General features: G+C 57.8%; 15 protein-coding genes. 13 read left to right on the plus strand and 2 right to left on the minus strand.

Annotated features, from left to right (window positions below; genetic code table 11):
• Positions 1-102 precede the first annotated feature (102 nt).
• The 9 genes from HIJ39_RS19105 to HIJ39_RS19145 all read left to right on the plus strand — a co-directional run bounded on the left by HIJ39_RS19105 (position 103) and on the right by HIJ39_RS19145 (position 7,781).
• Positions 103-630 (plus strand): TadE/TadG family type IV pilus assembly protein, encoded by a 528-nt coding sequence (locus HIJ39_RS19105; protein ID WP_169102553.1) that lies wholly within the window; start codon positions 103-105, stop codon positions 628-630.
• 80 nt (positions 631-710) lie between these two features.
• Positions 711-1,820 carry a pilus assembly protein TadG-related protein gene (locus tag HIJ39_RS19110; protein ID WP_169102554.1) on the plus strand — a complete coding sequence of 370 codons (1,110 nt, stop codon included), beginning with the start codon at positions 711-713 and terminating at the stop codon, positions 1,818-1,820.
• A 151-nt stretch (positions 1,821-1,971) separates the two neighbouring features.
• Positions 1,972-2,175, plus strand: a complete 204-nt coding sequence (locus HIJ39_RS19115; protein WP_243239823.1) for a Flp family type IVb pilin — start codon at positions 1,972-1,974, stop codon at positions 2,173-2,175.
• A gap of 71 nt (positions 2,176-2,246) precedes the next feature.
• Positions 2,247-2,987 (plus strand): Flp pilus assembly protein CpaB, encoded by a 741-nt coding sequence (gene cpaB, locus HIJ39_RS19120; RefSeq protein WP_169102556.1) that lies wholly within the window; start codon positions 2,247-2,249, stop codon positions 2,985-2,987.
• Between the two features lie 38 nt (positions 2,988-3,025).
• On the plus strand, positions 3,026-4,174 hold the full coding sequence (locus tag HIJ39_RS19125) for a CpaE/TadZ family protein (RefSeq protein ID WP_169102558.1): 1,149 nt from the start codon (positions 3,026-3,028) through the stop codon (positions 4,172-4,174).
• 18 nt (positions 4,175-4,192) lie between these two features.
• Positions 4,193-5,560: a TadA family conjugal transfer-associated ATPase gene (locus HIJ39_RS19130; protein ID WP_169102560.1), complete on the plus strand. Its 1,368-nt coding sequence runs from the start codon at positions 4,193-4,195 to the stop codon at positions 5,558-5,560.
• Between the two features lie 4 nt (positions 5,561-5,564).
• Complete coding sequence (locus HIJ39_RS19135; protein ID WP_169102562.1) at positions 5,565-6,482, plus strand: type II secretion system F family protein; 918 nt, start codon at positions 5,565-5,567, stop codon at positions 6,480-6,482.
• A 9-nt stretch (positions 6,483-6,491) separates the two neighbouring features.
• Complete coding sequence (locus HIJ39_RS19140; protein ID WP_169102564.1) at positions 6,492-7,418, plus strand: type II secretion system F family protein; 927 nt, start codon at positions 6,492-6,494, stop codon at positions 7,416-7,418.
• Positions 7,419-7,427: 9 nt separating this feature from the next.
• Positions 7,428-7,781: a DUF192 domain-containing protein gene (locus HIJ39_RS19145; protein ID WP_169102566.1), complete on the plus strand. Its 354-nt coding sequence runs from the start codon at positions 7,428-7,430 to the stop codon at positions 7,779-7,781.
• On the opposite strand, the gene HIJ39_RS19150 is transcribed toward HIJ39_RS19145, so the two are convergent.
• A complete protein-coding gene (locus HIJ39_RS19150) occupies positions 7,778-8,137 on the minus strand; it encodes a M50 family metallopeptidase (protein WP_169102568.1) in 360 nt (119 codons plus the stop codon). The genes HIJ39_RS19145 and HIJ39_RS19150 overlap by 4 nt on opposite strands.
• A gap of 147 nt (positions 8,138-8,284) precedes the next feature.
• Between HIJ39_RS19150 and HIJ39_RS24970 the strand changes: the two genes are divergently transcribed.
• Genes HIJ39_RS24970 through HIJ39_RS19165 form a run of 4 tightly spaced genes read left to right on the plus strand, consistent with a single transcriptional unit; the run spans position 8,285 to position 10,056 of the window.
• Positions 8,285-8,659: an aldo/keto reductase gene (locus HIJ39_RS24970; protein ID WP_338055249.1), complete on the plus strand. Its 375-nt coding sequence runs from the start codon at positions 8,285-8,287 to the stop codon at positions 8,657-8,659.
• A 31-nt stretch (positions 8,660-8,690) separates the two neighbouring features.
• Entirely contained in the window at positions 8,691-9,251 is a 561-nt protein-coding gene (locus HIJ39_RS24975) for an aldo/keto reductase (RefSeq protein ID WP_338055250.1), read from the plus strand.
• 22 nt (positions 9,252-9,273) lie between these two features.
• On the plus strand, positions 9,274-9,801 hold the full coding sequence (locus HIJ39_RS19160) for a glycine/sarcosine/betaine reductase selenoprotein B family protein (protein WP_169102570.1): 528 nt from the start codon (positions 9,274-9,276) through the stop codon (positions 9,799-9,801).
• A 27-nt stretch (positions 9,802-9,828) separates the two neighbouring features.
• Positions 9,829-10,056, plus strand: a complete 228-nt coding sequence (locus HIJ39_RS19165) for a hypothetical protein (protein WP_169102572.1) — start codon at positions 9,829-9,831, stop codon at positions 10,054-10,056.
• Between the two features lie 225 nt (positions 10,057-10,281).
• Here HIJ39_RS19165 and HIJ39_RS19170 read toward each other — a convergent pair.
• On the minus strand, positions 10,282-10,733 hold a 452-nt coding region (locus HIJ39_RS19170; RefSeq protein ID WP_169102574.1), incomplete at its 5' end, for a hypothetical protein.

A 10,733-nucleotide genomic window follows, 5' to 3' on the forward strand; every position in this document is an offset into this window, starting at 1 on the left:
TGAGGGTCGAGTTAACGGGCTACTCTACATGCGGAGCGACGGCATCGCGGACCGACTACGCACACAAGCTGCTAGGGCAATCATAGAGGATGGGGACGACTCATGTCGAATCCAAAACCGAATCTTCTCCAAAAACTTTTCCGGAAGGAAGGCCAGGCGCTGGTCGAGTTCGCCCTCGTGGCACCGCTGCTTCTGATTCTTCTCTATGGCATCATTCAGTTCGGTCTCATTTTCTACGGATTCATTACCATCCAACAGGCTGCCAAAATCGGGGTGCGGGCCGCGAGTTTAGGCGAGTCGGCATCGGCCGTGGGACAAGCCATCGACAATCAGATTACAGGAATTGGGCTCAATCCCTCGTCCACCTCGGCCTCCACCTATGCCCCGCCGTCGCCCTTCACCTCCACCAACTATCGGCTGGTGTGGGACGGCTATGTGACGACCGTGGGGAGTACCCCAGGGATTGTGGTGCAGGTGGATTACCGTTATCCCATTGCTATTCCTTTTTTCGGAACGAAGAATATTGAAATCCACCAAAGTTACACCATGGCTCAAGAAGATCCGCCCGATATTAGTTTCTCCAATACGTCGAACTCGTCGCCAGCGACTTTCTACGGCACGTCCAATTAATTCTAGCTAAAAAAATTCCATATTTCCGCGCGGTGTGATACGACCTTTGGTACAAGGATGAATGGGAAGGGGGAAGTCCCATGCGGATTGACCTCAAAAATCGGCGGGGGCAGGCGTTGCCATTGGTCGCGCTGTTCTCCGGTGTACTTGTGGGGGCGACCGCCTTAACTGTGGACGTGGGCCGCGTCTATGTGGTCCACAATCAGGCACGCGCCGCCGTCTCCGCCGCCGCATTGGCCGCCGCCAAGGTGATAACCCAAGAGGTGAACGCTGCCATTGCTGCCGACCCTTCAACGCCCCCATCCTGGAGCAGCATTGCAACAGCCCCCGCTCAGGCCGCGGCCGATGCCGTGTATGAGGCCAACATGAAGGGATCCCTTCCGAGTTCCGGTTTGAATCAAGAACCGACGGTAATCTTCGAGCCAGTCAGCAGCATAACCCTGCAAAATTATCCCCCGGGCACGTCGCAATATAATACCTGGAGTGCATACCAGGGCATGATGGTCGTTCAGGTCGCCGCCCGCGGCGCCGTGTCGATGGATTTCGGGGTGGCAGTGGGGGTCCCCCGAGTGACGGTCTCGGCCCACGCGGCCTCCATGGTGGGCCTCGAAACCGGTGTTCCGGAATCCCTCTTGCTGCCCTTGGCGCTTCCTGCAAGTGGGGACTCGGGGGATGCATTGCCCGTCCCGAACGACATGTGGACAAGCTATGTGCAACCGGGACAATCGTATTTTCTCTATCGTGGCAATAAGAGCGGGCATGAGCCCTCATTGCCGCCCGGTGCACCTTCCGGCACCATTCCGGTGTCGTTTCTAAATCTGTTCGGTTCGGGCAATGACGGGATTCTTGCATACACCGCCGGCGGCTACGTCCAAGTCGGCAAGACCGTTGCCGTTCATGGCAAGACAGGGTCGGCGGAATGGAACACGCTAGGATCGCTGCCAGCCAACGAAACCGTGATGCTTCCGGTCGGAGATAGCGTGCACAATGGCAACGGCGATGTGGCGATTGTGGGATTTGTCACCGCCACGGTCGTCGGCTCCAACGGCAGCAATGGAACCAATGCCGGATTTGTACTCACCATTAAACAGGTTTATGCGGAAACGCCGCAAGCGGCCCTCTCGGGCATTCCCTCCACTTCGTCCGGCTATTCCCCCACCGCATCATACCGCTTAATTGCCACTCCTTAGTTGACATCCGAAGCCTTTGACAAGATTCGCAAATAGATTGCCGTGAGAATAATTTGTCGCCCGAAACAACACGACGTCGAAAAAAGGAGAACCGAGTCGGGTGCTCGAATCCGCTCTAAATCCAGAGAAAATGGAAATGGAGGGGAAGTCATTGCTGAATCCTATGGCTCTCATCAACCGCTTAATCAGCAGCCTGTACCGCGAGAAGGATGGACAGGCGTTGGTGGAATACGCTTTGATTTTGGCACTGGTAGCGGTTGTTGTAATTGTTGTGCTGCACTTCTTGGGCCACTCGGTATCGCACACTTTGAACAACGTGGGAACTTCAATCAACAACGCAACGACTACGGGCTAATTATACTAGGGTGAAGAGAGCGCACGCCGAAGTCCTGCGTGCGCTTTTCTCCCCAGTTGGGAGGAGAATTCATGGTCGCCAAAGAACGGGTGGGATCTTTTCTTCGCGTCAACCGCTGGCTCATCGTAAGCTTAGCGGCTCTGGCGGCTGCCCTGTATTTGTCGACTCAATATCTTCAGACCTTGCTGGCAAACCCTAGTGCGTCGTCAACCGCCGTGCCGGAGACTACGCTGGTGGTGGCCCGCACGGCCATACCGGCGTATTCCGTGGTGACCGCGTCGGAATTGATGACGGAGCGCCTGCCGACGGCGGATCTGCCTTCGGGCGCCCTGACCCAGATCGCTTCCGCCGTGGGCCAGTGGACTACCGAAGCCATCCAACCCGGCGTCGCCGTGGTCGCAAGTGACGTCTTTCAACCCAAATCCGCCAACATTTTAGCAGCTCGCATTCAACCCGGAGACATGGCGGTGGATTTGCCGCTGAGCGCGACCAGTGTCGTTGACGGCATGGTGGAGCCGGGAGATACCGTGAGTCTTTTTGCGACCATTAGCGAGAAAAATGGGCAACAGGCCACAGAAGACTTTCTGAACGGGATCAAAGTGTTAGCGGTCAACGGGAGTTTTACGCCAGCGGCTCAGCCGACCATCGGACAAAATTTGACTCTCATTTTAGCGTTGCCGCCCGACCAAATTGCCCAGCTGCTCTTTATGCAGCAAAAAAGCCCGATCGAGGCGGTGCTGGATGCGCCGAACGCCAAGACGGCGGTACCGAAACCATTCGATACCAGCCAATGGCAGCAGCCCACGTCCTAACACGTGAGACCTCATCTTCAACCCAAGGAGGGGATGGTATGTTGACGGTACATGTTCTGGCACTGCCCGACATGATGGGTGCGGTCTCCTTGGTGTTGGCGGACGCGCCAGATGTGGAAGTGGAGCTTCGTACCAACAATCTCCGGGAAGTCTTGGGCTATCGCTTCGCCGATTCGGACCATCTTCTTATTATTGACGACCGCCTTTTATCGGCCAATCCAGGCTTGGTTGGGAGTGTCGCCGCGTTGCCCTGCCAAAAACTATTGGTTGGCAACCTCAAAGAGGCGGATACCGCGCGTCGGGCCTTGACTCTTGAAGCCGTGAATCTGCTCGGAGATAGGGAGTTGGCGGGAGAGCTTCCCCGGCTCCTCGCCAGTCTCCAGGAGCCTCCTGAGGCCCCCCGCGATGGCCTGGTGTTAAGCGTCTACTCGGCCAAAGGCGGGGTGGGCAAATCCACGGTGGCCCTCAACCTGGCTTGGGCGCTGGCGCTCCAGTCCAGCCAGGCGGTGGCCTTGGTGGATTGCGATCCGTTGGGGGATATTGGCGCCATGATTCAGGACAAGCCCGGGGCCACGGTGGCGGATGCCGTGCGGGGCATAAGAAACGGGCTTGACCCGGAGAAGACGATTCAGTCATTGCATCGCGTCAAAGGCTTAAACCTAACGATACTGCCGGCGGCATCAACACTTGCCGAAAGTGAGCTGGTTGATGCGGAGGGATTGGACACACTCATCCGCCTGGTGCGAAGCCATCACGCCTATGTGGTGATGGATTTGCCTACGGGCCTCACCGATCTGAACCTAACGGCCATGGATCTGTCGTCTCGCATTATGGTGCTGGCTGCGCCGGAACGGGTCACGTTGGGAACAGTGTCCCGTGGGCTCGACCTCTTGTCTCAATTTTACGGTGATCGCATTGCGGTGGCCCTAAATCGCGCTGACTCTGACACCGGACTTAGCCAGGCCGAGGCCGCGGACATTTTGGGCATGGGTATTACAATGGTCCTTCCCTCGGGCGGTGCAGGACCGGTACGGGCCGCCAATCGTGGCCGTCCTCTGGTGTTGGCCGAACCAAAAAACCCGCTGGCTCGAGCCTTGCTGGGGCTGGCCACTGACTTGGTGGCGGAGCGGGAAGGGGTGCGCCGGCGCCCGCGGCGGTGGCTGGGCGCCAAAGTGGGCACGCGGTAGCTGGAAAGGGGGAGGAGGATGTCGTTACGAGAACGCATGCGCGGCGCGGCAGCGCCGGCGCCCGCGGAACCGCGCGAGGTAGCGGGCCCAACTAATAAGCTGACTCCACCCAAGCCGGCTCCGCCGGCCCCGGAATATTTGAGTCAGCGCTTCCTGGAATTGAAGTCGACGGTGCAAAATGCTTTGCTGGCCGAAATCACGGACCCGGAAGCGCTGAGCCGGCGGGAATTGATGGAGCGTATTTTGCTCATTGTGGACAGTCTTGCAGGGGTTTCGCCGATGGAAAAGGACCCCTTAGCCCATGGACTCGTCGACGAGATTTTAGGGTATGGTCCCATTCAGCCGCTTTTAGACGACGATCAAATTTCTGAAATCATGATTAATGGCTATGACAAGATTTATGTGGAGCGAAACGGCCAGCTTATCCGTACGGGAGCCTCATTTCGCGATGAGCGTCATGTGCGGGCGATTTTGGAAAAGATGCTGGCGTATTCCGGCCGGCGCGTGGATGAGTCAAGCCCCATGGTGGACGCCCGGCTGCCAGACGGTTCGCGTCTGAACGCGGTCTTGCGTCCGCTTTCCGTTAATGGCGATGCCGTGACCATCCGCAAGTTCTCCAAGGATCCCTTTGTCATGGATCAATTGGCCAGAATGGGTACTCTGTCCTCGGATATGGCGGCGTTTCTTGAAGCAGCGGTGCAGGGGAAATTGAATATTGTGGTGTCGGGCGGCACCGGATCCGGAAAGACCACGACTCTCAATGCCTTGTCCGCCTTCATCCCCGCCCACGAACGCATCATAACCATTGAGGATGCAGCCGAACTGCAATTGCAGCAAGAGCACAAGGTCACATTGGAGACGCGGCCCCCCAACATTGAAGGGCGCGGTGCCATCCCCATGCGGGACTTGGTGCGGAACGCCCTCCGCATGCGCCCTGATCGCATTATTGTCGGTGAGGTGCGTGGCGGCGAAGCGTTGGACATGCTGCAGGCGATGAATACCGGACACGAGGGCAGTCTGACCACAGTGCACGCCAACAGTCCGCGGGATTGCTTAAGTCGTATTGAGACCATGGTGTTGATGGCTGGGGTGGAGCTGCCGTTGGCGGCGATTCGGTCGCAAGTTGCCTCCGCAATCGACATTATTGTGCAGCAGGCCCGCCTTCTTGATGGCTCACGGCGGATCGTACGCATCACTGAAGTGGTGGGACTGGAGAGCAGCACCATTACCACGCAGGATCTGTTTGGCTTCGATCAGGCGGGCGTCGACGAACAAGGCCGGGTCACCGGAGAGTTCCGGGGCTACGGTATCCGGCCACGGAGCGCCGACCGTCTCCGCGCTCAAGGCATTGAGCTTCCCGGCAGTCTCTTTGCAGGAGGATATTAGCGGAATGCGGACCTTGCTAATTGTCCTGTGGCCGGTGACGCTCTTCATTCTTGTGGTAGGGATACGGGAATCGGTGGCCGCCAACGCCGTTCGCCGCCGCCTGGGAGGGTTGGAGCGGGAGCCCTTAATCCACGCGCAGCGCACGCTGGATGCCGGCACCAAGAAAGTGCCGCGGTCGCTCAAGGAACGATGGAGCATGGGACCGGCGGCCGCGGCGCTGCGTCTTCGGATTAGTGAGTATCTCTTATTCCGAGCCTTGAGCTTCATTGTGCCGTTTCTGCTGGGTCTCTTGCTGCGCGGGGTCGTGGGAGGGCTCATTCTGGGGTTAGTGGGTCTCTTGGGACTGACCTTCTATTTTCGCTTTAAGCAGCGCCGATGGCTGCAGCAGGCCGAAGAAGCTTTGCCGGAGTTTCTTCGCGGGGTCACGAGCGCTCTACGCGCCGGGTCGTCTTTGAGTCAAGCAATGGGGTTGGTGGCTCAAGAGACGCCGGGACCCTTAGGCGATGAGGTTCGGCGGATTTTAAAGCGGGAAGCGTTGGGTTTTGGAACGGCGGAAACGCTGCAAGAGATGAGCCGGCGCATTCCTTCGCGCGATTTGGGGCTCGCGGTAATGGCCATTTCCATTCAACGGGAGGTGGGCGGATCGTTGGCAGACGTCCTCGAGAATATCACCCATACCATCGTGGATCGCCAACGACTCAAATCGGAAATCCGGGTGCTGTCCGCACAGGGGCGGTATAGTGGATGGCTTTTGACGGTCTTACCCTTTGGCCTTGGGCTGTTGCTCTGGTTCACCGATCCGAGCTACATGGGATCGCTTTTGTCCACCCATATCGGCTGGGGGATGCTGGGGGGTTCGCTGGTTTCTGTGTCGATTGGCGGCGTGATTATCAACCGGCTGGTCAAAGCGCCGGAGATGTAGGCGGGGATTATGCTTAGCTTATATGAAGCGGCAATAATGGTTGCGATAGGACTCATCGCGTTAAATGCCTGGGCGCATGAGCGGCGGGCTCAACGCTGGCGCGCAATTGTTAATGAGCGGTTGTCGGGGGCGCTGCCAGACCCCGTAGAAGATTCGGATGACGAGTTGGCCGAACCCTATTGGGACCGGGTGATCCGGCCAAAAATTCAGGCTGTGGAAAGAGGCTTCGTGCGGCGTTTGGCGCCAACGCATGTGCAGCGGGACATGGAAAACAAACTGCGCTTGGCCGGCATCCGGCAATCGCCCGAAATCTACTTCTTCACCCGCATGGTTTCATCGCTCGCCGTCCTTATCATGGCGGCCATCGGAACTATGATGGCCCGCACGCTTCCGCTTAATGAACGGATTTTGGGGCCGGTGCTGCTGGCGGGAATGGTGTACGTTTATCCGGGAATCCATCTAAATACTAAGTTTCAGCAACGGTTGCAGGAAATTGACCGCAGTCTGCCGGAAGTGTTTGACCTCCTAAGCGTGAGCGTGGAAGCGGGTCTCGCTTTTGATGCCGCCTTGCGGAGAGTCGTGGCCAACGTGAGCGGGCCGATTAAGGACGAGTTGGGCCGGGTGCTCGCTGATATGCAGCTTGGCATCCCCCGGGCCGAGGCCTTGCAAGGGTTGGCTCGGCGAACCCAATCGGCTCCCTTGAAACGGTTTGCCGGGCTGGTTGCCCAATCGGATCGCACGGGCAGTAGCATTAGCACCGCCCTTAAAGTGCAGGCCAAGGATATTAAAGAGTACCGGGCAGCCAAGGCCCGTGAAAAGGCAGCCTCGATACCCATCAAGATTATTTTCCCCATGGTGCTCTTTATATTCCCAGCCATGTTTATCGTCATTCTGGGCCCTGCCGTCATCTCGGTGCTTCAGCTGATGCATGTTTAGGAGAACCATATGACATATTTAAATGTACACACGGCAGATGGAATTGAATTGGGAAGTCATGTACGCCTTACCCAAAACCCCTGGCATCGCTTTTTAGGCCTGATGGGAACACGGAACTTGGGGATGGGGCAGGGCATGTTGTTCCCACACACCAACGCGGTGCATGGATTCTTCATGCGCTACGCTATTCGCTTAGTCTATTTGACCCGCGATCAGCGCATTCTGCGGACCGCGCTGCTAAAACCGTGGCGTCTCGGACCTTGGGTGCGCGACGCCTACTACGTCTTGGAACTCCCAATATCCATTGAAGGAGAGGCTCTGAAGCCCGGTACCCGCATTTCATGGTCGCGGGCCACTCCTTAGGATAGCGCGTGCTTTCGCCAGAGGCGCCAAAGGCGGGTGCCGTCGTTGGGGAAGAGCCCCCATGGTGTGAGGTTTAAGACCCATTCTAGCCCCAGCAGCAAAAGAAACCAGTGCGCATCATGGGGACGCCAGAGACAGGCTAAGACGACGATGTAGGTTTCGGACAGCGGACCGGCAGCGAGAGTCCAGGCGATTTGTTTTAGGGAGAGCGACTTCACGGAGAGCCGGACGCCCACCATGATTCCCTTAAACTCGATGCCCAGCCATCGGCCGCCCAAGAACCGCGTCAACACCACATGGCCGGCTTCGTGCGCGGCCAACATCAAAATCGCCACCACCAATAGCGGTATGAGCATTCCTCGATCCTCCTTTGTATCCCCTCCGCGTGCCACCACTGAGCCAGGGTCATTTTACCAGCAAACGGAAAATTCAGCATCACCCGGCTTCTGCGCATCCGCGCCGGGGCTGGTAAAATAAGGGGAAACAGCAAGGGAGGGGTTTCGATGGATTATGTTCGGTTGGGAAACACCGGGCTTGAGGTATCCCGCATCTGTCTTGGTTGCATGAGCTACGGGGTGCCGGAGCGGGGCAATCACCAGTGGGTGTTGAATGAAGAGGAAAGCCGACCGTTTATCCGAAAGGCGCTTGACCTCGGGATTAATTTCTTCGACACGGCCAATGTCTATTCGGATGGAACCAGTGAGGAAATCGTGGGCCGAGCCTTAAAGGATTTCGCACATCGCGAGGAGGTGGTCATCGCCACCAAAGTGCACGGCCGCATGCGTCCAGGTCCAAACGGCGGCGGGTTGTCGAGAAAGGCAATCTTGCATGAAATCGATGCCAGCCTGAAACGGCTCGGAACCGACTATGTAGACTAGCTGGGATTATGAGACCCCAATCGAAGAGACATTGGAAGCCTTGCACGATGTGGTCAAGGCAGGCAAGGCGCGCTACATTGGTGCTTCTTCTATGCATGCTTGGCAGTTTATGAAGGCGCTGGATCTGCAAGCGCGTCATGGGTGGGCTCGGTTTGTATCCATGCAAGACTATCTAAATCTGCTGTACCGGGAGGAGGAACGGGAGATGTTGCCCCTCGCGGAGGCTGAAGGCATTGGTCTCATTCCCTGGAGTCCGTTGGCGCGTGGACGACTGACGCGGCCTTGGACAGAGGTCACCAAGCGCGCTGAAATGGATCAGTTTGGGAAGAGTCTATACGGCGTGATGGAGGCGGCCGACAAGGCGGTGGTAAGCCGTGTCGAGGAAGTTGCGCGAGAGCGGGGAGTGGCCATGGCGCAGGTGGCACTGGCTTGGGTGCTGCAACAGAAGCCGGTGACCGCACCCATCGTGGGAGCTACCAAACTTCATCATTTGGATGACGCGGTGAAGGCTTTGGACATCCAACTGACCGGCGAGGAGATTCAACGGCTGGAAGAGGCCTATGTACCGCATCCCGTGCTAGGGTTCCGCTAATCGCACAGATGAGGAGGGCGACATGACCATAGACCGGGACTGGCTTGACCGGTACCACCGTTGGTTTCGCCATGCGAAGCCTTTGTTGGAGCGGGCCGAATGGACTGAAGCTTTTAACACCTATCCCTGGCCCGAATACCTGAGTGCGCCCTGGTCTCCAATGACCAAGCCCCTCACCACGGCTCGGGTGGCGTTGGTGAGTTCCGGAGGCATCAGTCTTGAAGGACAGCGGCCTTTCGACGAGACGCGGGTGGAAGGCGACTCCGGCTTTCGGGTTATTGACCGAGACGCCTTGCCAATGGCAAAGTGGCAAATTCGCCACGGGCATTACGACCCCGCCGAAGCTTCGGCGGATTACAATGCCGTGCTGCCCTTGGATATCCTAAAACAGTTGGCCGAAGAGGGCGCTATTGGTTCAGTTGCGCCTCGCCATGTTTCGTTTCTTGGTTTTCAGACCAATGCCTGGATCGTCGCTAATGAACTCGCTCCCGAGATGGAGAAGATTTTCAAGGAAGACGACGTCGACGCGGTGATGTTGGTTCCCGTCTGACCCATTTGCCACCAGTCCGTGGGACTGGTGCAGCGTTACCTTGAAGCGCATGGATTCACGACGGTGGGTCTCTCCAACTTAAGACGCTATACGCAACGCGTGTTTCCACCTCGGACGGTCTTGGTTCCGGGACCACGCGGACGGACGGCAGGTCCGGCCCACGATCGGAGGGAGCAGCGCCGTCGGGTGACGGCGGCGTTAGAGCTCTTGGCTACCGCCAACGAACCGGGCGTAGTGCTGGATTTAACTAGCTAATTCTAGGCCACGGTTACACTGGCCAGCATCCGTGATGCTCTAATCAGGCTCCGCTACTCTTGGGGGCCTGACACGGCAGCAGCTCCAGAGGGTTGGCTAGGGATGACGTGGGTTGTTGGTCGACGTTTCCGATTCGGTTGTTGGAGAGGCGGAAGCGATATTGTTTCCGCCTTCTTCCGTAACCGGCACAACAAACTTCGTCCCAATGGTGCTAAATGAAGCACTCTATTTTGGGGCATCCCAGATGCCCGGAAGAGCGGAAATCAGCAGGACATAGCGTCCGCCCTCGGTTGACTTCTCTTCTTGATTGACCACCGTATCCCGAAGGGTGCGGAGATTATCGCGATATTGCTCTTCGCCTAAGACGCGCATCGAGATCATTCCGGTGGCGCCATTTCGCACCAAGGATTCCCATGTGGTGGCATCCATGGCCTGATACTGCTTGGCGGCGCGGACGAGCATTTGCCCCGATGCCATCAGCATGGCGCACCAAAGAGCCTGGCGATCGTCGGGGGTCAAGTTGGCCTGCGCCCGGTCAAGCCACCCTGGATCGGAGAAAGCGGCCGTCAACGACGCTTTCAGGCGGTAATACTTTTCTACATGGTAGGTAAAGAGGGGCCTCGGGGCTTGGCTGTGGTAGCGAGTGCCCCTTGAGCGCCCTCCTCCCCATAGAACCG

The organism is Sulfobacillus harzensis (assembly GCF_012933365.1).
Taxonomy (GTDB): domain Bacteria; phylum Bacillota; class Sulfobacillia; order Sulfobacillales; family Sulfobacillaceae; genus Sulfobacillus_B; species Sulfobacillus_B harzensis.

Coding starts and splice junctions, on each gene's coding strand:
- HIJ39_RS19105 (WP_169102553.1), top strand. CDS start 103: ATGTCGAATCCAAAACCGAATCTTCTCCAAAAACTTTTCCGGAAGGAA.
- HIJ39_RS19110 (WP_169102554.1), top strand. CDS start 711: ATGCGGATTGACCTCAAAAATCGGCGGGGGCAGGCGTTGCCATTGGTC.
- cpaB (WP_169102556.1), top strand. CDS start 2,247: ATGGTCGCCAAAGAACGGGTGGGATCTTTTCTTCGCGTCAACCGCTGG.
- HIJ39_RS19125 (WP_169102558.1), top strand. CDS start 3,026: ATGTTGACGGTACATGTTCTGGCACTGCCCGACATGATGGGTGCGGTC.
- HIJ39_RS19130 (WP_169102560.1), top strand. CDS start 4,193: ATGTCGTTACGAGAACGCATGCGCGGCGCGGCAGCGCCGGCGCCCGCG.
- HIJ39_RS19135 (WP_169102562.1), top strand. CDS start 5,565: ATGCGGACCTTGCTAATTGTCCTGTGGCCGGTGACGCTCTTCATTCTT.
- HIJ39_RS19140 (WP_169102564.1), top strand. CDS start 6,492: ATGCTTAGCTTATATGAAGCGGCAATAATGGTTGCGATAGGACTCATC.
- HIJ39_RS19145 (WP_169102566.1), top strand. CDS start 7,428: ATGACATATTTAAATGTACACACGGCAGATGGAATTGAATTGGGAAGT.
- HIJ39_RS19150 (WP_169102568.1), bottom strand. CDS start 8,137: ATGCTCATACCGCTATTGGTGGTGGCGATTTTGATGTTGGCCGCGCAC.
- HIJ39_RS24970 (WP_338055249.1), top strand. CDS start 8,285: ATGGATTATGTTCGGTTGGGAAACACCGGGCTTGAGGTATCCCGCATC.
- HIJ39_RS19160 (WP_169102570.1), top strand. CDS start 9,274: ATGACCATAGACCGGGACTGGCTTGACCGGTACCACCGTTGGTTTCGC.